The sequence below is a fragment of the Arthrobacter humicola genome (assembly GCF_022803015.1).
GTDB lineage: Bacteria > Actinomycetota > Actinomycetes > Actinomycetales > Micrococcaceae > Arthrobacter > Arthrobacter humicola_A.
On record NZ_JAFKON010000001.1, the window covers coordinates 410,360 to 430,774 of the forward strand.

Annotated in this window: 17 protein-coding genes; 10 read left to right on the forward strand and 7 right to left on the reverse strand. The window is 67.4% G+C overall.

Annotated elements, in window-relative coordinates:
• Positions 1-44: 44 nt before the first annotated feature.
• Positions 45-1,385 (forward strand): histidine--tRNA ligase, encoded by a 1,341-nt coding sequence (gene hisS / locus ARTB_RS01835; protein WP_243177355.1) that lies wholly within the window; start codon positions 45-47, stop codon positions 1,383-1,385.
• Here hisS and ARTB_RS01840 read toward each other — a convergent pair.
• On the reverse strand, positions 1,382-2,761 hold the full coding sequence (locus tag ARTB_RS01840; protein WP_243177356.1) for an APC family permease: 1,380 nt from the start codon (positions 2,759-2,761) through the stop codon (positions 1,382-1,384). The genes hisS and ARTB_RS01840 overlap by 4 nt on opposite strands.
• 123 nt (positions 2,762-2,884) lie before the next feature.
• Here ARTB_RS01840 and aspS point away from each other — a divergent pair, with 123 nt between their 5' ends.
• Together aspS and ARTB_RS01850 are read left to right on the forward strand one after the other, a co-directional pair.
• Complete coding sequence (aspS, locus tag ARTB_RS01845) at positions 2,885-4,669, forward strand: aspartate--tRNA ligase (protein ID WP_028277684.1); 1,785 nt, start codon at positions 2,885-2,887, stop codon at positions 4,667-4,669.
• A gap of 95 nt (positions 4,670-4,764) precedes the next feature.
• Positions 4,765-5,607, forward strand: a complete 843-nt coding sequence (locus ARTB_RS01850) for a GNAT family N-acetyltransferase (RefSeq protein ID WP_243177357.1) — start codon at positions 4,765-4,767, stop codon at positions 5,605-5,607.
• A 320-nt stretch (positions 5,608-5,927) separates the two neighbouring features.
• On the opposite strand, the gene ARTB_RS01855 is transcribed toward ARTB_RS01850, so the two are convergent.
• From ARTB_RS01855 to ARTB_RS01875, 5 genes are all read right to left on the reverse strand, one after another.
• Positions 5,928-7,325, reverse strand: coding sequence for an MFS transporter (locus tag ARTB_RS01855; protein ID WP_243177358.1), 1,398 nt, complete (start codon positions 7,323-7,325; stop codon positions 5,928-5,930).
• A 10-nt stretch (positions 7,326-7,335) separates the two neighbouring features.
• Positions 7,336-7,665: a Dabb family protein gene (locus ARTB_RS01860; protein ID WP_243177359.1), complete on the reverse strand. Its 330-nt coding sequence runs from the start codon at positions 7,663-7,665 to the stop codon at positions 7,336-7,338.
• Position 7,666: 1 nt separating this feature from the next.
• Positions 7,667-9,337 (reverse strand): FAD-dependent oxidoreductase, encoded by a 1,671-nt coding sequence (locus ARTB_RS01865; protein WP_243177360.1) that lies wholly within the window; start codon positions 9,335-9,337, stop codon positions 7,667-7,669.
• Positions 9,338-9,431: 94 nt separating this feature from the next.
• Complete coding sequence (locus ARTB_RS01870) at positions 9,432-10,193, reverse strand: SDR family NAD(P)-dependent oxidoreductase (protein ID WP_243177361.1); 762 nt, start codon at positions 10,191-10,193, stop codon at positions 9,432-9,434.
• A gap of 106 nt (positions 10,194-10,299) precedes the next feature.
• Complete coding sequence (locus ARTB_RS01875) at positions 10,300-11,085, reverse strand: IclR family transcriptional regulator (RefSeq protein ID WP_243177362.1); 786 nt, start codon at positions 11,083-11,085, stop codon at positions 10,300-10,302.
• 139 nt (positions 11,086-11,224) lie between these two features.
• Between ARTB_RS01875 and ARTB_RS01880 the strand changes: the two genes are divergently transcribed.
• A complete protein-coding gene (locus tag ARTB_RS01880; RefSeq protein WP_243177363.1) occupies positions 11,225-12,943 on the forward strand; it encodes an FAD-dependent oxidoreductase in 1,719 nt (572 codons plus the stop codon).
• A gap of 156 nt (positions 12,944-13,099) precedes the next feature.
• Here the strand turns inward: ARTB_RS01880 and ARTB_RS01885 are convergent, their stop codons facing one another.
• Positions 13,100-13,747, reverse strand: coding sequence for an acVLRF1 family peptidyl-tRNA hydrolase (locus ARTB_RS01885; protein WP_243177364.1), 648 nt, complete (start codon positions 13,745-13,747; stop codon positions 13,100-13,102).
• Between the two features lie 177 nt (positions 13,748-13,924).
• Here ARTB_RS01885 and ARTB_RS01890 point away from each other — a divergent pair, with 177 nt between their 5' ends.
• The 6 genes from ARTB_RS01890 (at position 13,925) to alaS (ending at position 20,413) form a co-directional block, all read left to right on the forward strand.
• Positions 13,925-15,253, forward strand: a complete 1,329-nt coding sequence (locus tag ARTB_RS01890; RefSeq protein WP_439954081.1) for a replication-associated recombination protein A — start codon at positions 13,925-13,927, stop codon at positions 15,251-15,253.
• A 265-nt stretch (positions 15,254-15,518) separates the two neighbouring features.
• Positions 15,519-15,917: a hypothetical protein gene (locus tag ARTB_RS01895; protein ID WP_028276474.1), complete on the forward strand. Its 399-nt coding sequence runs from the start codon at positions 15,519-15,521 to the stop codon at positions 15,915-15,917.
• Between the two features lie 186 nt (positions 15,918-16,103).
• Positions 16,104-16,730 (forward strand): 30S ribosomal protein S4, encoded by a 627-nt coding sequence (rpsD, locus tag ARTB_RS01900; RefSeq protein WP_018773157.1) that lies wholly within the window; start codon positions 16,104-16,106, stop codon positions 16,728-16,730.
• Between the two features lie 167 nt (positions 16,731-16,897).
• Positions 16,898-17,272, forward strand: coding sequence for a DUF948 domain-containing protein (locus ARTB_RS01905; RefSeq protein WP_018773156.1), 375 nt, complete (start codon positions 16,898-16,900; stop codon positions 17,270-17,272).
• A gap of 20 nt (positions 17,273-17,292) precedes the next feature.
• Positions 17,293-17,559: a DUF6167 family protein gene (locus ARTB_RS01910; RefSeq protein WP_223916699.1), complete on the forward strand. Its 267-nt coding sequence runs from the start codon at positions 17,293-17,295 to the stop codon at positions 17,557-17,559.
• 175 nt (positions 17,560-17,734) lie between these two features.
• Positions 17,735-20,413 (forward strand): alanine--tRNA ligase, encoded by a 2,679-nt coding sequence (alaS, locus tag ARTB_RS01915; protein ID WP_243177366.1) that lies wholly within the window; start codon positions 17,735-17,737, stop codon positions 20,411-20,413.
• The last annotated feature ends 2 nt before the right edge of the window (positions 20,414-20,415 follow it).

Here is a 20,415-nt window from a genome sequence, read left to right on the forward strand (position 1 = left end):
AGCAACGAGATACCGCAGTGGTAACCAGAGGAGAAAATTTCACCATGGCACGCACAGCCTCCCTGTCAGGATTCCCCGAGTGGCTTCCCGAGGAGCGGCTGGTGGAACTCCATGTGCTGGACACGCTGCGCCGGACCTTCGAACTCCATGGTTTCTCCTCGATCGAGACCCGCGCCGTGGAGACGGTGGGCCAGTTGCTGCGCAAGGGGGAAATCGACAAAGAGGTCTATGGTCTCAGCCGGCTCCAGGACGATGAGGACTCCGCGGCCAAGTTCGACCCCCATGCCCTTGCCCTGCACTTCGACCTCACCGTGCCCTTCGCCCGGTACGTCGTGGAAAACGCTGGCTACCTGGCGTTCCCGTTCCGCCGCTACCAGATCCAGAAGGTCTGGCGCGGCGAACGTCCCCAGGAGGGACGGGCCCGCGAGTTCACCCAGGCGGACATCGACGTCGTCGGCGATGGCGAACTGCCGTTCCGGTACGACGTCGAAATCGCGTTGGTGATTGCGGAGGCGCTCAACGCGCTGCCCATCCCCGATTTCCTGCTGCGGATCAACAACCGCAAGCTGGCCGAGGGCTTCTACACAGGGATCGGCCTCACGGACACCGCGGGCGTCCTGCGCAGCATCGACAAACTCGAGAAGGTCGGGCCGGCGAAGGTGGCCGAGTTGCTCAAGGAGGAACTCGGCGCCACTGACGATCAGGCGCAGGCTGCCCTGAAGCTCGCGGGCATCCGCACCAAGGACACGTCCTTTGTGGAGCAGGTCCGGGCGCTGGGCGTCACCAACGAGCTGTTGGAGGAAGGCCTGAACGAGCTGGAGCAGGTCATTGCGGCCGCTGTCCAGCACGCGCCGGGTCGGGTCGTCGCCGATCTCAGCATCGCCCGCGGCCTCGACTACTACACCGGCACCGTGGTGGAAACCGTCCTGGTGGGGCACGAGCAGCTGGGCTCGATCTGCTCCGGTGGCCGCTACGACGCCCTGGCGAGCAAGGGCAACCGCAAGTTCCCCGGCGTCGGCCTCTCCATCGGCGTCACCCGGCTGGTGTCGCGGATCCTGAGCCAGGACCTGGCCAAGGCCACGCGCTCCGTGCCGACCGCCGTGCTGGTGACGCTGAACAACGACGACAGCTGGGCCGCGGCGCAGGATGTCGCCGCGCAGCTGCGCAGCCGGGGCATCGCCACGGAGGTCGCCGCGAAGGCCGAGAAGTTCGGCAAGCAGATCAAGTTCGCCGACCGTCGCGGCATTCCGTTTGTCTGGTTCACTGACGACGACGGCAAGCACCAGGTCAAAGACATCCGCACGGGCGAGCAGTACGACGCCGACCCGGCCTCGTGGACGCCCTCCAAGGAGGACCTGCACGTGCGCGTAATCGCCGCGAGCTAGGACTTCCCGGCAGGCCCGCTAGCGTCCCGCGTCCGGCGCAGCAGCAGGACGAGGAACCGCCCGGCCACCCCTGCCGCCAGCACCGCCGCCATGAACAGCACGGAGGCCGGCGGCAGGGTGACGGCCAGGACCAGGCAGCCGAGGAAACCCAGCACGTTGAGCCAGCGCGGGGCATGCCAGGGGCGACCGGCCAGCGTGAAAGCCGCGGCGTTCGTCACGGCGTAATAGACCAGCACGCCGAAGCTGGAAAATCCGACCACGGTCATCACGTCAGTGCTCAGCAGCAGGACAACGACGGCGGCCGCGACGGCCAGTTCCGCCGTGAACGGGACAGTGCGGGCGCGGCCCACACTGGCCAGCGGGGCGGGCAGGTCCCGTTCCCGCGCCATCGCCAACGTGGTCCGGCCGACCCCGGTGATCAGGGCCAGCAGCGCGCCGAGGCAGGCCGCTGCCGCTCCGGCCTGGACGAACGGGACGCCGGCGCCGAGGCGGGAGACGGCCACCGCGTCCAGCAGGGGCGCCGTCGAACCAGCCAGCTGCTGCGGGGGCAGGTGCCACTGCAGCAGCGCGGCCAGGCCAAGGTAGATCACGAAGGCCCCGGCCAGTGCGGCCAGGATGGCCCGCGGGATGGTACGGGCGGGATCCTTGACCTCCTCGCCGAGGGTGGCGATCCGCGCATAACCCGCGAAGGCGAAGAACATCAGCCCCGCCGCGGGAAGGACGCCCCAGCCGCCGGAGGGCGGCGCGGGATAGGCCGGCGCCGCCGACACGGCAGGGGCGCCCGCCGGGTGCGGACCGAGCAGGGACGCAACGGCGACGAAGACGAGCGTGGCCAACACGACGGCCAGCAGGATCCTGGTCAGCAGTGCGGTCCGCGTGATGCCGAGCAGATTAACTCCCGTGAGGACGACGACGCCGGCGACCGCCAGCGGCGTGGCATAAGCCGGCGCCACGTAGTGCCCGAACGTCAGCGCCATCGCCGCGCAGGACGCCGTCTTACCCGTGATGAAACCCCAGCCCGCAATGAAGCCCGGCCACTGGCCGAGCTGCCGGCGCCCGTACACGTAAGTTCCCCCGCTGTCGGGGTACCTCGCCGCCAACTGCGCCGACGCGACGGCATTGCAGTAGGCGATGACGCCGGCCACGGCCACGGCAAGCGTCAGCAGCGGCCCGGCCAGGGCTGCAGCGGGGGAGAACACGACGAACACGCCGGCGCCCAGCATCGAACCCAGGCCAATCGCCGTGGAATCGAACACGCCGAGGCGGCGCTGCAGCCGCTGAGGTGGCCGCTGCGGGCCAGGCCGGCCGTCGGGCTGATCGCGGGGCTGACGCGGGGGCTGGTCACCGGGCTGGCTTCCGTTGTGCCGGGTTGCCATGGCAAAAGGGGCCTTTCCAACGGGTAAACTCGAACGGGATCGTTCCCGTAGCGATCCTATTAGAACGTCATTGTTTTGATATCGCTTTTGATTTTCCCTCTGTCTTCTTCAGAAAGGCGTGCTGTGCTGCGCACACATGACCTCGGATCACTTCGCTCCGAGCACATTGGACAAACCGTAACCCTCGCCGGCTGGGTCGGCCGGCGTCGTGACCACGGTGGTGTCGCATTCGTTGACCTGCGCGACGCGTCCGGCGTCGCCCAGGTTGTGGTCCGCGAAGAAGAGGTCTTCCACGGACTGCGCAACGAGTATGTGCTGCAGATCGTCGGCACCGTCTCCCAGCGTCCCGAAGGCAACGAGAACCCGGCGCTTCCCACCGGCGAGATCGAGGTCATGGCCGAGAAGGTCACGATCCTCAACACCTCGGACCCGCTGCCGTTCCAGATCGACGAACACGTTGAGGTGGGCGAGGAAGCACGCCTGAAGCACCGCTACCTGGACCTGCGCCGCCCCGGCCCCGCCCGTAACCTGCGCCTGCGTTCGGAAGCCAACCGGGTGGCCCGCGAACTGCTTCACCAGGACGGCTACGTGGAGATCGAAACCCCCACGCTGACCCGTTCGACGCCGGAAGGTGCCCGCGACTTTGTGGTCCCCGCCCGCCTGGCGCCGGGTTCCTGGTACGCGCTGCCGCAGTCCCCGCAGCTGTTCAAGCAGCTCCTTCAGGTGGGCGGCTTCGAAAAGTACTACCAGATCGCCCGTTGCTACCGCGATGAGGACTTCCGCGCAGACCGCCAGCCGGAATTCACCCAGCTGGACATCGAGGCCAGCTTCGTGGAACAGGACGACATCATCCGACTGGGCGAGAACATCGTCAAGGCCCTGTGGAAGCTGATCGACGTCGAGATCCCGACGCCGATCCAGCGCATCACCTACCACGACGCCATGGCCCGCTACGGCTCGGACAAGCCGGACCTGCGCTTCGGCCAGGAGCTCACCGAGCTGACCGAATTCTTCAAGGACACCAACTTCGGTGTCTTCAAGGCGCCTTACGTCGGCGCCGTCGTCATGCCCGGCGGCGCCTCCCAGGCCCGCCGGGCCCTCGACGCCTGGCAGGAGTGGGCCAAGCAGCGCGGCGCCAAGGGCCTGGCGTACGTCCTGTACAAGGAGGACGGCGAACTCGCCGGTCCCGTCGCCAAGAACCTCACCGAGACCGAGCGGGCGGGCCTCGCCGACGCCGTCGGCGCCAAGCCCGGTGACTGCATCTTCTTCGCAGCCGGCGAGAAGACCCCGTCCCGCGCGCTCCTCGGCGCTGCCCGCGTCGAGATCGGCCACCGCACCGGGCTCATCAACCCCGCTGACTGGGCCTTCTGCTGGGTCGTGGACGCGCCGATGTTCGAGCCGGCCGCCGCCGCGGTCGCCTCCGGCGACGTCGCCGTCGGCGCAGGCAAGTGGACCGCCGTCCACCACGCGTTCACCTCGCCCAAGCCCGAGTTCATGGACTCCTTCGACACCGATCCCGAATCGGCGCTGTCCTACGCCTACGACATCGTCTGCAACGGTAACGAAATTGGTGGCGGCTCGATCCGTATCCACGAGCGCGACGTCCAGGAACGCGTCTTCGAGCTCATGGGCCTGGACAAGGAAGACGCCCAGACCAAGTTCGGCTTCCTGCTGGAGGGCTTCAAGTTCGGAGCGCCTCCGCACGGCGGCATCGCCTTCGGCTGGGACCGCGTGGTTGCCCTGCTGGCCGGCGTGGAGTCCATCCGCGATGTCATCGCGTTCCCGAAGTCCGGCGGCGGCTTCGATCCGCTGACCCAGGCTCCCGCTCCCATCACGGCGCAGCAGCGCAAGGAAGCCGGCGTCGACTTCAAGCCGCAGCCCAAGAAACCTGAGGACGGTAGAGACTAGCCTGCGAACTTCAGCCGCAGGGGCTCCCCGGGCAACCGGGGAGCCCCTGCCGTCTGTCATTTGTAGCCCGCATTCGTCCCGGACGGAGTAGCTCGATGAACCTGGACCCGCGCCCCGGGATGATTCCTGGATCCATCCCCGGGCTGGAGACGCTGATGGATGCAGCGTGGCCTGCCGCGGAGCGCGAGGAATCCGGCGGGTGGGTGCTGCGGGCGGCGTCAGGGGTGACCCAGCGGGCGAACTCGGTCTGGCTGAGGGACCCCGGCGAGGATCCGCACCGGCAGCTCGCCGCAGTCCGCGACGCCCGGCTTTGGTACCGCAGCCGGCGGCTTCCGCTCATCTTCCAAATTTTTGACGGCCCACGCCACGCGGCGCTCAACGCGGTGCTCGACGCCGAAGGGTTCACCCGGCAGTCCGAAACTCTGGTGCTCGTCCATGTTCCCGGTGCTGAGTCCGGACAGGAGTCCGGCGCGGGCTCCGGCGGCCCCGAACCTGCCGTGGAAATTTCGGCCCAGCCGTCGGCGGAATGGCTGGAACTGTGGTGGAGCGTCGACGGCCGCGGGGGAGCGGACGAGCTCGCCGTGGCCCGCGGCATTCTCGAAGGGTGCCCCTCGCTGTACGCTCTGGTGCGGGACGACGGCGGCGCGCCGGCCGCCGTCGCACGCCTCGCCTTGCCCCATCCCGGCCCGTCCGGGCCCGGATGGGGCGGGCTGTACTGCATGGCAACGCGTCTGGATGCGCGGCGTAGGGGCTATGGCGGCCGGGTGGTCCGGGCGCTGCTGCACGAGGGCCGGGCCCGCGGCCTGGCGGGGTACTGGCTGCTGGTCATGGCCTCCAACGCCGGTGCCCGTGGGCTTTACGCCGGCGCCGGCTTCCGCGAAGCCGGCCGCTACCTCTACCGTCAGGACAGGCCCAAGCGGCATTTGACCGGCTGCTAAAACGGCTTCTGCGGCACCCGAGCGAATCGGGCACCGCAGACGCCGACGGGCCTTTAGGCGAAGCACGGGACTCTACATGTCTTCGGTTTCGAAGTGCAGGCCGAGCCACGGCGAGGCAGTCAGTTGACCATTGGAGGTCCGAGGTGCGGCCGGCGGTACCTCGCCGTGTGCAGCCGGTGCCACGCACGGCATGGGTCTCTGTGTGCTGGATCCCTGCAGTCCCAAGGTCCGGGGCCCGGTCACGTGAATGGGCCAGCGGTGCGGGAATGCGCTGCGGGGGCTGGTTCTGGACATGAGGGTCTCCTCGGGGTCGGGGCGGTTCAGGGAAGCCGCATGGCCGGCAGAGCCTGCTGCCCGGTGAGATTTTCCCCGGCAAGCAGTTCTCGGCGCCGGGCGGTCCCGGCCAGGTAGGGGCCGCCCAGATCCTGAATCGGGGTCTTGTACGTCTCACGGCAGAAGTACACCGAGACGGCGGCGATCAGCATGCAGACCGTGCCGAAGACGGCCACGGGAACCCAGCCGGCGACGCCCGGGGTCAGGAGCATGCCGGCGATCATTGGGCCGAAGCCGGCCAAGACCAGACCCAGCTGATTGCCCATCGCCATGCCCGTATAGCGCACCGGGGCGGCGAACTGCTCGGCGAAGAACGAGGGCCAGATGCCGTTGAAGCCGGAGTAGAGCACCGTCATGTTCAGGAACGCGGCTAGGAAGACCAGCACAATGTTGCCCGAGGACAGGGCCAGGAAGTACAGGAAAATCGTGAGGGAGCAGCCGATCGCGGCGGTCAGCAGCACCGGGCGCCGGCCGATCCGGTCCGAGAGCTTCGCGGCCAGCGGCATGGCGAACATCGACAAGCCGATGGCCACGGCGTTGACGGTCAGGATGGAGGCCCGGTCAAAACCGGCCGTGGAGGTGGCGTACGCCAGTCCGAAGACCGTGAAGATGGTCTGCATGACGGACATGATGGACATTCCCATCACACGCAGGACATCGGCGCCCTGGAACTTGAGGACGTCCTTGACCGGCATCGGGGCGACGTGCCGGTGCTCCTGGGCCTCCTCGAAGACCGGAGTTTCGTCGAGGTGGGTCCGCACCCAGTAGGCGATGCCCAGGACCACGATCGAGAACCAGAACGGGACGCGCCAGCCCCAGCTCATCATGGCTTCCTGCGGCATGGACGTGACTGGAATGAAGACGAGCGTGGCTAGGACCATGCCGGAGGCGTAGCCGGTCATCACGAAGCTGGTGAAGAAGCCGCGTTTGCCGTCCGGGGAGTGTTCAAGCGTGAGCGTGGACGCGCCCGCCGACTCGGCACCCGCGGAGAAGCCCTGGGCGAGCCGGCCCGCCACGAGCAGGATCGGGGCCAAGACGCCGACCTGTTCATAGGTCGGCAGGAAACCGATGCCGAGCGAGGCCAGGCCCATGATGCCCAGGGTGAGCAGCAGGATCTTCTTGCGTCCCAGCTTGTCGCCGAAGTGGCCCATGACCAGCCCGCCCACCGGCCGTGCCACGTAGGCGACGCCGAACGTGGCGAAGGCGCCGATCAGTCCGATGGCAGGGTCGGCGGACGGGAAGAACAGGTGCGGGAACACCAGCGCAGCGGCAGTCCCGTAGATGAAGAAGTCGTAGTACTCCAGGGTGCTGCCCAGGAAGGATGCCAGGGCAGCCTTCCGCGGAGTTTTGCGAGCGGCCAGGCGTGGGGCGGATGCAGTGTGCATGGTGATCTCCTTAAGACGACGATGTCTCAGTGGACGCCGGCTTCGTAGCCTCAAGATGGAAGTCCACCGCGAGGATCTGCTGGCTGTTGGGAAACGAGTACGCCTTGAGCGGCTCGTGAAGCGGATGCGTGTTGTATACCGCGATGTCCTCGACCTTTTCGAAGTCCGCCACGATGGCGTAGTCGAAGGAGCGCTCGGTGCTGAGCAGGTCCGGGCCGTGGGTCAGGCTGAGCATGCCGGGGATGTTCCCGGTCATCCTGTTGAGTCCTGTGATCCATGCCTGCTTGTCGGCGGGCGGGAAGTCCGGTTTGAACTTGAAGAGGACGGTGTGGCGGATCATCTCAGGCTTCTATCAGTTCGGCGGGGACCGAGGAACCGGAGACGAACTCGGGGTCCTGTCCGGCGATGGTGCGGCCGGCGAGGTAGCCCATGGTCATGATCGGGCCGAGCGTCGCGCCGGCACCCGGGTACCCTGCGGCGTAGGCGTTTTCGGTGGTGTTGCCGGCGGCATAGAGGCCCTCGATGGGGCGGTTGTCCACGTCCAGGACCCGGGCCCGGCCATCGGTGGCGACGCCGCCGTTCGTGCCGAACGCGCCGTTGACCACTTCCATGGCGTAGAACGGTCCGGTCTGCAGCGGACCGAGGGACGGGTTCGGGTAGGGGTTCTCGTCGTCGCCCCAGTATTTGTCGTACGCGCTTTCGCCCCGGCCGAAATCGGGGTCCTCGCCCTTGACGGCGAACTCGTTGAACCTGGCCATCGTGGCGGCCAGGCTTTCGGCCGGGACGCCGATTTTCGCCGCGAGCTCCTCCAGCGTCGGAGCCTCGATCAGGTAGGCGGGGGTGGGCTGGCCTGCGCGGTGTGCCAAGATGCCGTAGCGCTCCATGTAGGCGTGGTCCACGATCACATGCGCGGGGGTGTTGAGGCTCTGGTTCCTGGCGGAATCCCAGGACTGCAGGCTGCGGGCGAGGTCGTTGTAGTTTTGGGATTCGTTGGCGAAGCGACGGCCGTGGCGGTTGACCATGAGCGAGCCCGGGCCCTGGCGTTCGAAGCGGAGCAGGGTCCCGATCGGCTGCCCGTCGCGGGTGTCGCCGGTAATGGACATTGGCGCCCACCAGGCTTCACGGGTGCCGCGGGTCTGGCCGCCGATCCGCTGGGACATCCGCAGGCCGTCGCCGGTGTTCGAGGGCGGCGAGCACATTGTGTACAGCCGTGAGGCAAGCATGGAGTCGGCCAGTGCCTTGTCCCATTCGAAGCCGCCGGTGGCCAGCACCACGCCGTCGTTCGCCTGGAAGATGTCGCCGGATTCGAGTTCGACCCCGGTCACCCGGCCGCCGTCCGTGAGCAGCCGGTGGCCGCGGGCACCCGTGACGAGGGCGGCGCCGTCGCGGACCAGACTAGCCAGGAGCATGGACACGAGGGCCTGGCCCTTGGCCACGAGCCCGTCGGCCTGGCGCTGGCCGAGGTCATCCCAGGGGAACTTGGTGAACGCTCCCCAGTTTTCATATTCCTGCATCGTGAACGGGGCGCGGCCGTCGGTGCGGACATGGGAGGTGAGCGCGCCGAGGGCTTCCTTGCTGTTGAACAGTTCGGGCTCCACCGTGCGGCCACCCTCCATTGCGCCGGGCAGGTCCTGGCGGTAGTCCGGGAAGTTGTTGAGGAAAATGAAGCGGACGCCGCATTCCTCTTCGACGAAGCGGAGCATCGTGCCGCCGTAGTTCAGGGCGGCGTCCAGGAGCTCTTCCCGCCCACGGCCCCGCGCCACGGCGCGGACATACTCGGCGGCCGCTTCCTTCGAATCGGCGATCCCGGCTTCCCGGGCGTAGTGGTTGTCGGCGACCCAGAGCATGCCGCCGGAGACGGCAGAGGTGCCGCCCAGCAGGGCGCTCTTTTCCAGGACGACGACGGACTTGCCGGCACGTGCGGCGGTGGCAGCCGCGGTGAGGGCGCCGGCGCCGGAGCCGACGACGACGACGTCGTAGCGGTCCAGGTCGGTTCCATGGACGAATTTCATAGGTGATGCCTTTCAGGGAATGAAGAAGTTCCTGCGCGGCCGGTAAGCCGCTCCGGGAAACTGGGGCAAGGGCGGCAGGTCAGGGGTGGAGAGGTCAGACGGCGGTGTAGCCGCCGTCGATCACGAGTTCCGAACCCGTAGTGAAGCGGGATTCGTCCGAGGCCAGGTACAGGACGCCGTAGGCGATTTCGTCCGGTTCGCCCTGCCGGGGCAGCGGATTGGAGCCGACGAGCTGCTTGTAATACTGTTCCGCGCCGATCTCGGACTGTTCGGCGGAGCGGCGGCTCATCCGGGTGTTCATGGAACCTGGATGGATGGAGTTCACCCGGATGCCGTGGCTGCCGTAGGCTGCCGCATCGGACTTGCTCAGCAGCCGGACGGCGCCCTTCGTGGCGTGGTAGAGCGGCACGTTCCGGCCGCCCGTGATGCCATGGATGGACGAAAAGTTGATGATGCTGCCGGCGCCCTTCTCGATCATTCCCGGGACCACGTGCTTGGTCATCAGCCAGACGCCCTTGACGTTGACGTCGAAGATCGTGTCGAAGTCAGAGACGGTGGCGGTGTGGGACGCGCCGGCCGGGCCGATGATGCCGGCGGCGTTGACCAGGATGTCGGGGGCGCCGAGGTCGTCGGTGACGCGGCGGATCGTCTCGGCGACGCTGTCCTCGCTGGTGACGTCGACGTCGTACTCGCTGATGTTTTCGTGAGTGGCGCCGGCCGGGATGCCGGCAACGTCGAGGCTGGCGACCTTCGCGCCGTGCTCGGCCAGCAGGGCGGCGGTGGCGCCGCCCAGATCTCCGCGGCCGCCGGTGACGATGGCGGTCTTTCCGGCCACGCGGCTCTGTGTGGGGTTCATGTGGTGCTCCTCGTGCTCCTGCAGCATCTTCGCTGCGACTAAGCCAGAGTGACAGTGAGTCTGTGACGGCAACCACGCGATTCCCGATGAACGGAAATGGAATGCCTTAGTGGCTTTGGCGGAGGGTTCCCTTGAGTTCTCCCTGCCAGCCGAGGGCCCGCGAAATGCCCCGCGCGGCAGCCATCAGGACGGGTACGCGGGCGGCCGCGTTCTCCTCGTTGCGCGGCACCACCACGCTGAGTGCGGCGCGGATGGTGTTGTCCGGGCCGAAGACGGGGACCGCGATGCCGCTGGACTCCGGCACGATCACGCCGGGCATGGCAGCGAAGCCGCGTTGCCTGATCTCGGCCAGGTGCCGGCGCAGCAAAGCGGGATCGGTCAGGGTGGTTTCGGTGAACTTCGTCAGGGGCCGGGCAAGGATGCGGTCCTGGTAGGCGGCGGGGGAGTGGGCCAGCAGGACCAGTCCGGAGGACGTCGCATGGACGGGGAGGCGGCCGGCGATCTTGGTGATGTCCACAATGGTCTTGTCGGAGCCCAGCCGCTCGATATACAGGACCTCGTCTGAATCAAGGATGCCCAGGGTGGTGGAGTGCTGCACCACGGCCTGGACGTCCTCCATGAACGGCAAGGCGGCCTCCCGCAGCCCCAGCATCTTGGACCCTCGGGAAACGAGTTCCCACATCCGCGTTCCGATATGGATGTCACCTCCAGGTTCGCGCTCAAGAAGCCGCTCGAGGAGGAGTTCGTTAACGAGGCGGTAGGTGGTGGTCACCGGCAGTCCGGTGCGGCGACCCAGTTCGGCGACGCTCATGGAGGTGTGGCTGTCGTCGAAGGCGCTGACGATTCTGACGAATCGTCCGATGATCGACTCGCCCGATGGGGAATTCGCCACACGCCCTCCTCAGGGAACCATATTCCCGCTCAATGGTAATCCTGCTCACGGGGCTGGCCGTCACCGGCTCTACTGGGGGACTAGCATTCAACCCCGGCTGCCGCAGCGAAGCGCGCGGCCGACTGAACGGAGCAAAACCATGAATATACCCGTCCTCTGTGATGTCCTCGTCATCGGCTCCGGTGCGGCCGGAATGGCCGCAGCGTTGAAGGCCGCCTCGCAAGGCCTGAACGTGATTGTGGCCGAGAAGGAGCAGTATTTCGGCGGCACGACGGCGATCTCCGCGGGCTGGGCGTGGGTCCCCGGCAACAAGCAGGGCGTAGAGCAGGGCGATACCCGCGAGGCAGCGGAGACCTACTTGCGAAGCCTGGCGCCGGAGACGTTCAACCAGACCGGCGTCCGTGACTTCCTGGATACCGTGCCGGAGGCCATCGCCTTCTTCGAGAACGAGACCGACGTGAAGTTCACCTACCCGGAGAAGTCGCCGGACTACAAGATGGACCTGCCCGGCGCGAAACTCTCAGGGCGGGCAATACTGCCGCAGGATGTCGACGCACGCGTGCTGGGGGACAAGCGGCTCCTGATGCAGCCCTACATGAGTTCCTACACTGTCTTTGGCTACATGCCACAGGTGGGTCCGGACATCAACGAGTTCTTCCACGTCAACCAGTCGGTCAAGTCGTTCGTCTACGTGGCGAAGAAGTTGTTGCGCACCTGGGCCGATGCCGCCCGCTATAAGCGGCCGGTCCTGCGTTCCAACGGCAACGCGCTGATGACCCGCATGGTCAAGAGCGCCGATGACTTGGGAGTGCGACTCTGGAATTCATCTCCTGTCCTCTCCCTGACCAGGGACGACGCCGGCACTATCACCGGAGCGGTCATTGGGGGAGACCACGCCGCGACTGTGGCCGCACGGCTCGGCGTTATCCTCGCTGCCGGTGGTTTCTCCGGCAACAAGGAACTGCGGAAGCGGTACTTCCCGCACGACGCCGACGGTGACGACCACTTCACCCCGACCGTGGGCCACGGCGGTGACGCTGCCACCCTGGCAATCAGCGTGGGCGGGCACATCGACAACTCGGTGTTCAGTGTGGGGTCCTGGGCGCCGGTAACTGTCTTCAAGTACCTCAGCGGTAAAGAGCGCCTCTTCCCGCACCTGCGGGCCATCGGGCTGCCGGGACTGATCGCCGTCGACCGTCACGGCAAGCGCTTCGGGAACGAAGCCCTGAGCTATCACGACTTCGGCGGGGCCATGATCGAGCACAACAAGGACGAGGACAAGACGTTCGGGTATGTGATTGGTGACGCCAGGACGATGCACAAGTACGGCATCGGCTATGCCAAGCCCTGGCCGATGCCGCGCGGCTACTTCTACAAAACGGCCTACCTGGTCAAGGGGGACACCCTGGCGGAGCTGGCAGGCAAGCTCGGCATCGACGCCGCGGGTTTGAAGGAGACTGTGGCCGGGTTCAATCCGGCAGCGGAACGCGGCGAGGACCCGGCGTTCGGCCGTGGCTCCACCCTGTACAACCACTTCCGCGGCGATATGGAACACAAGCCGAACCCCAATCTGGCCCCTGTCGGCAGGGGCCCGTACTATGCGGCCAAGATCCAGATTGGCGACCTGGGCACATTCGCCGGCATCGGCGTCAACGAACGCTCCGAGGTAGTTACCGAGGAGGGAACCGCCGTTCCCGGCCTGATCGCCGTCGGTGCGGCAGCGGTCAGCGTCTTCGGCGGCGGCTACCCTGGCTACGGCTCCCACATCGGCCCGGCCCTGGTGTTCGGCTACCGGGCGGGACGCGACGTCGCCAAACTCGCCGCCGATCGCGGTGTAACCCGCGCGGCCGGCGTCTGACGCCGAACGGCCGGGGGAGTCCATCATGGCGAATTCGCCCTCGACGGCGTCACCGTCACTCTGGCGCCGGAAGAGTAGCCGCGGCGTCCGGTAGCCGGATAGCGAAGAGGCCGTCATTCCATCTGTATACATTGGGGGATGGAACGGCGGATTATCCTACGCCTGCGGATCCGTCACCAGGATCCGCACCGCGCACAGGTCCGCGGCCGCCTTCTTCAGCACTGCGGCGCGCGGATCCGGGACGTCGAGGACCGCCAGCCTCGGCCGTGCCGCGTACTGCTTCAGAACCGGTTCGGCGAGGACCTGCTCGGCAAGGGTCCGGTCGCCGCCGGGAGCCAGATACTCGATCGGGTGCTCCGCGAAAATCCGCCCGGCGTGCTCGGCGACGGCCTCCACCAGGGCATCGGCCTGGTTGGCGCGCCGCCGGGCAAAACGTTGCTGGGACCAGCCGCCGGCAGCCGTCCGCGACTGGACGTGGCGCGTGCCGGTCTTGGACGCCAGCACGGTGCCGGCGCTGACCACAGCCACCGAATATCCGCCGCGGCGGACCAGCACGGTGCCGATGCTCCGCGACTGGGACGCCAGGGAAGCGAGGCGGGCGACGGCGTCGCCGCCGCGCCCAGGACGGCCGTCCGCCGGCCACGGCGCCTGGAGCAGGGCTACGGCGCCGTCGGCGGCGCGCAGCTGCAGACCGGCGTCGAGCTCCTCCTCCACCAGTGCGCCGTGGCTCGCGGCGAAGCGGTCCACCCAGCCCGGCAGCCGCGCCCCGGAGACGAACGCCACACGGGTGTCGGGTGTTGTCATGGCGCGGGTCTCCGTTACGAGGTTGTCTGGGCAGGCGGGAACTAGAAGTAGCCTATCTATGTGGATGATCTCTTTGGCGCAGGGCGGGACGGCGGCGCCGCTATCGAGGATGAGGGCGACGCTGACCAGACCGGCGAGAGCCGCCGGGTCTCCCCGCGCAGCCCGCTCGCCGTCCGGATGCGGCCTCGGACACTTGATGACGTGGTGGGCCAGCAGCACCTCCTCGGCCACGGCTCGCCGCTGCGCCAGCTCGCCGCAGGCACGGACGCCACCGGCCCCGCGGGTCCCAGTTCGCTGATCCTCTGGGGCCCTCCGGGTACCGGCAAAACCACGCTCGCGCACGTCATCGCCAAGGGCCCAGGGCGGAAGTTCGTCGAGCTCTCCGCCATCACTGCCGGCGTCAAGGACGTCCGCCGCGTCATGGACGAAGCCCTCACCGCCCGTGACCTGTTCAAAACCACCACTGTGTTGTTCCTGGATGAGATCCACCGCTTCAACAAGGCCCAGCAGGACGCCCTATTGCCCGGCGTCGAAAACCGCTGGGTGGTCCTGGTCGCCGCGACCACCGAAAACCCCTCCTTCTCCGTCGTTTCCCCGCTGCTATCGCGCTCCCTGCTGTTGACGCTCAAACCGCTCACCGACGCCGATGTCGAGGGCCTTCTCCTGCGGGCCGCAACGGATGACCGCGGGCTCGGCGGCAAAGTGGAACTCAGCGACGAGGCCCTGGCACACCTCGTCCGGCTCTCCGGCGGGGATGCCCGCCGTGCGCTGACCGCGCTTGAGGCGGCGGCCGGCGTCGCGTTCGGGGACGCGGACGACGCCGACGCAGTCGTAGCCGGCACAGCCAGCGGGGCGCCCGAGGCGGCCCCGGTGAAGATCGAGCTCAAACACACCGAACGCGCCCTGGATGTTGCTTCCGTCCGCTACGACCGGGCCGGGGACCAGCATTACGACGTCGCCAGCGCGTTCATCAAGTCGATCCGGGGTTCCGACGTCGACGCCGCGCTGCACTACCTGGCCCGGATGCTGGAGGCGGGCGAGGACCCCCGGTTCGTGGCCCGCAGGATCGTGATCTCGGCGGCTGAGGACGTCGGCATGGCTGACCCGACTGCGCTGCAGACCGCCGTCGCGGCGGCCCAGGCCGTACAGCTGATCGGCATGCCGGAAGGCCGCATCATCCTCGCCGAAGCCGTGGTGCATCTGGCCACCGCGCCGAAGTCCAACGCCGCGTACATGGGCATTAACCAGGCGATCGCCGACGTCCGCGCCGGGCTCGGGAACGGCATCCCCGCCCACCTTCGCGACGCCCACTACCCGGGCTCGAAACAGCTCGGCCACGGCAAGGGCTACAAATACGCCCACGATGCCCCGCACGCCGTCGCCACGCAGCAATACCCGCCGGACGACCTCGTCGGGCGCAACTACTACGAACCCACCGGCAACGGGGCCGAACGCGACATCGCCACCCGGCTCGAGCGGCTTCGGAGGATCATCCGCGGCACCTGAAAGGCACGTGGGCGGCAAGTGAACGCCCGTGACCTGCGGCTGGTCGGCGGCGCCCGGTGGCGCCGGAATCCGCCGTTGACATAGGGGCCAAGAGGTCTAACGTGGAATTACGGCGGCATGGATCTGCTGACCGTCCGTGCGGCGCAGGGGACAGCGCGGTCACATCGCTGGCTCCCTCGTTCCGGACCCCGGAACGGCAGCCGGCTTCGCTCCATCCCAGCTCATCCAGCGCGAGCGTTCCCGTCCCGTCCCCGGCAGGTGTCCCATGAGTATCAACTTCGTTACAGCCATGGCAGTGAAGTCCTTCGATGTGCCGGACAAGAAACGGTGCCCGGACAAGGCCGAATTCGACCTCTGCACAGTGAACGACTACTCGGTGGCCCGGCTGATCCTGGGCCCGGGCTGGCGGTGGTCGGAGAACACCAGACCCTACGAGCGGACCGACGTCTGCCTGCACCACCATCTCGGCTTCTGCATCTCCGGTGAAATGGAAGTCGAAACGGCCGAAGGGCTGCGCTCCACGATCCACGCCAACGACACCTACGCGATTCCGCCGGGACACGACGAATGGGTGGTGGGCCCGAAACCGTTCGTGGCCGTGGAATTCCTGGGCGCGGCGTCCTTCGGGCGCAGCGGTGTCCGGGGAGCGCACGCCAGAATCTGACTTCGGTCCGCCGGCCGGATCTGGTAGGCTGGACCGTTGTCTGGCAAGGCACGGACGCACAATCCATGGAAACTTCGGTTCGATGAGGGTTGCCCTGTGCCCAGTAGCAAAAGGCAGCGGTTGGCCGATGCTCTCCATCGTGGAGGCCAGTAACACTGACACACCGCAGATATTGGAAGGACACAAGTGGCTAACAACACTCGTGCTCGCCGTACCGCACGCCTTTCGCGTGCACTCGGCATCGCTCTGACCCCCAAGGCCGCCAAGTACATGGAGCGCCGCCCGTACGGCCCCGGTGAGCATGGCCGTGCCCGCAAGAAGCAGGACTCCGACTACGCCGTACGTCTGCGCGAAAAGCAGCGTCTGCGCGCCCAGTACGGCATCCGCGAAGCCCAGATGACCCGTGCCTTCGAAGAAGCACGCCGCACCAAGGGTCTGACCGGTGAAAACCTGATCGAACTGCTCGAAATGCGTCTCGACGCCCTCGTGCTGCGTGCCGGCTTCGCCCGCACCATCGCCCAGGCCCGCCAGCTGGTTGTGCACCGCCACATCCTCGTTGACGGCATCCGCGTTGACCGCCCGTCTTTCCGCGTCGGCGAGGGCCAGCTGGTCCACGTTCACAGCCGCAGCGAGACCATGCCTCCGTTCCAGGTTGCAGCAGCCGGCGCTCACCGCGACGTCCTGCCGATCGTTCCGGCTTACCTGGACGTCAAGCTTGACGCCCTGCAGGCCCGCCTGGTGCGTCGCCCCAAGCGCTCCGAGATCCCCGTGACCTGCGAAGAGCAGCTCGTCGTGGAATTCTACGCACGCTAATTCAAAAGGCATCACCTACAAAGAAGCCCGTGGCAAGCGCCGCGGGCTTCTTTGTATGTAAGGTACTTGGGGGAGTTCCCCGGGAGCCGGTTCCGCCCGGCGGTCGAAACCGTCGGAGCCCGACGCAACAAGCAGGTATCCACTGCAGTTCAAGGAGATGAGTGTCTATGTCTGGTGGCGATATTGCCGGCCTGATCGCGGCTGGAGTGTTTGCACTGCTGGTCCTGCTGCTCGCCGTGCCGATCCTGAAGCTCGGGGGAGTGTTCGACGAAATGCGGACCACCATCCGCTCCATCAGCGACGGCGCCACCCCGCTCATGGACGAGGTCACCGCCACGGTGACCACCACTAACGAGCAGCTGAAGAAGGTTGACGGCATCTCCTCGAACGTCTCGGACGCCTCCGCCAACATCTCGGCGTTGTCCTCGCTCATGGCCGCCACCGTGGGCTCGCCGCTGATCAAGGTGGCAGCCTTCAGCTACGGCGTGCGCTCCGCCTTCAGCACCCGCAAAAAGCCCGCCACCGGCCGCCGCAGCCGCTAAACCCTCCGGGAGCACCTGACATGAACAGAATCATCTGGATGGGAATCGGCGTCGCGATCGGCGTCATCGCCTTCCGCAAAGTCACCGAAGCGCAGTCCGCCCTCGGCCCCGAAGGCCTGAACCGGGCCGTCGGACGGCTGGCGGACGGCCTGCTCGACTTCGCCGATGCCGTCCGCGATGGCATGGGCGAGCGGGAGTCAGAACTCCGCACGGCCCTCGGGATCGAGACGGCAACGGACCTCGCTGCCGGCGGCACTGTCGCCCGCAGGGATGCGGTCCGGCGCTAGCCGGGAGAGAATTAGTAAGTAAGGTGCCCGTCACCGGGGGCGACGGTGCGCCGACGCCCCCGGTGACGGGCACCAGATTGACGGGCCCGGATCAGTGCCGGTCCTCAGCTTGTCCCGCGCAGCACAGACGCGGGCCACCTAACGCAGTGAATATTGAAGGGTAAGAAAACAGCTCATGAAGTCGCAGGAGATCACCAAGCGCTGGATCGACTTTTTTGTCAGCAAGGGGCACACCGCCGTGCCCTCCGCCTCCCTGGTCTCCAGCGACCCGTCCCTGCTGTTTACGGTGGCCGGCATGGTCCCGTTCATCCCGTACCTGACCGCCCGTGAGGAGGCCCCCTACCAGCGGGCCACCAGTGTGCAGAAGTGCATCCGGACCGGTGACATCGAGGAAGTGGGCAAAACCGCCCGCCACGGCACGTTCTTCCAGATGTGCGGCAACTTCTCCTTTGGCGACTACTTCAAGGAAGACGCCATCAAGTTCGCGTGGGAGCTCCTGACCACCAGCGTGGACGACGGCGGGTACGGACTGCCGCCGGAGCGGCTCTGGGTCACCGTCTATGAAGAGGACGACGAGGCCGAGCAGCTGTGGCTGAAGAACACCGGCATGCCGGCCGAGCGGATCCAGCGCATGGGCAAGTCCGACAACTACTGGTCCACCGGCCAGCCCGGCCCCGCCGGTCCCTGCTCGGAGATCTACTACGACCGCGGCCCGTCCTACGGCGTCGAGGGCGGCCCCATCGCCGATGAAAACCGCTACGTCGAGATCTGGAACCTCGTGTTCATGCAGTACCAGATCGACAACGTCCGCTCGAAGGTGGATTTCGACATCACCGGAGAGCTGCCCAAGAAGAACATCGACACGGGCCTGGGCATGGAGCGCCTCGCGATGATCCTCCAGGACGTCGAGAACATGTACGAAACGGACCAGGTCCGCCCCGTGATCGACCGGGCCGCGGCACTCTCCGGCCGGGAGTACACCTCCGCGGAGTCCGCCGAGGACCCGCACCACACGGACGACGTCCGCATGCGCGTCGTTGCCGACCACATCCGCTCGGCCCTCATGCTGATCGCCGACGGCGTGACCCCCTCCAACGAGGGCCGCGGCTACGTGCTGCGCCGCCTGATCCGCCGGGCCGTCCGCTCCATGCGCCTGCTCGGCGTCGAAAAGGCGTGCCTGCCGGAACTGCTGCCCGCCTCGCGGGACGCCATGAAGGGTGTCTACCCGATCGTAGAGACCGACTTCGAACGCATCAGCCGGATTGCCTACGCCGAAGAGAAGGCGTTCCTGCGCACCATCGCCTCCGGCACCGCCCGCCTCGAGGACGCCGTCAAGGAATCCAAGGCCGCCAACCAGCCGCTCTCCGGCGCCGACGCCTTTGCCCTGCATGACACCTACGGCTTCCCGATCGACCTGACCCTGGAAATGGCCGAAGAGGCCGGGCTGAAAGTCGACGAGCCCGAGTTCCGCAAGCTCATGCTCGAGCAGCGCCAGCGCGCCCAGGCCGACGCCAAGGGCAAGAAGGGGTCGCACGCTGACCTCAGCGCGTTCCAGGAGCTGCTGTCCGCCGGCGAGACAGTCTTCACCGGCTACACCGAGCTCCAGGGCGAGTCCAAGGTCCGCGGCATCCTCTCCGGCGGCCGGAAGGTCGCCCAGGCCTCCACCGGCGATGAAATCGAACTGGTCCTGGCCGAGACGCCGTTCTACGCCGAAGCCGGCGGCCAGGCTGCCGACACCGGGCTGATCACCGGCGACGGCTTCGTCGTCGAGGTCCTGGATGTCCAGCGCCCCGTCAAGGGCCTCAGTGTCCACAAGGCAATCGTCCGCGAAGGCGAAATCGGTGCCGACTCGCTGGTTCAGGCCGCCGTGGACCGGGAACGCCGCCACGCTGCGGAGCAGGCCCACACCGGCACGCACATTGTGCACGCTGCCCTGCACCAGATCCTCGGCCCGGAAGCCCTGCAGCGCGGCTCCTTCAACAAGGCCGGCTACCTCCGCTTCGACTTCGCCTGGGGTGAGGGCCTGAGCGCCGCCACCCGGTCCGAGATCGAGGAAGTCTCCAACATCGCCATCCGCAACAACTTCCGTGTGGAGACCAAGATCATGGGGCTCGCCGAGGCCAAGGCGCTCGGCGCCATGGCACTGTTCGGCGAGAATTACGGCAACGAGGTCCGCGTCGTGGAAATCGACGGCGCCTGGTCCCGGGAACTCTGCGGCGGCACCCACGTCGGGAACACCTCGCTGATCGGCAGCCTGTCCCTGCTCGGCGAACAGTCGGTCGGCTCAGGAAACCGCCGCGTTGAAGCCTTCGTGGGCATGGACGCGTTCCGGCACCTGGCCGCAGAGCGGGCGCTCGTCACCGAGCTCACGGAAATGCTGAAAGTTCCCTCCGGGCTGCTCGCGGACCGGATTTCCAGCACCCTGACCAAGCTCAAGACGGCCGAGAAGGAACTTGAGCGGCTGCGCAAAGAGCAGCTCACGGCCGCCGCAGCCCAGCTGGTCGGCACCGCCCAGGATGCCGCCGGCGTCAAGGTCATCGCGCACGACGCCGGCCAGGTCAGCGGCGCGGACGACCTGCGCGGCCTGGCCCTGGACCTGCGGACGCGTCTCGGGTCCGAGCCCGCCGCCGTCGCGGTGGCCGGTGTCAGCAACGACCGTCCCGTGATCCTGATCGCCACCAACGAAGCCGCCCGGGCGGCCGGAGTCAAGGCCGGTGCCCTGGTGCGCCTCGCCGCAGGCATCCTCGGCGGCGGCGGTGGCGGCAAGGACGACGTCGCCCAGGGCGGCGGGACCGACGCTGCCAAGGTCGGTGCTGCCCTCGGCGCCGTCGTGGACGCCATTACCAGGCGATAGCG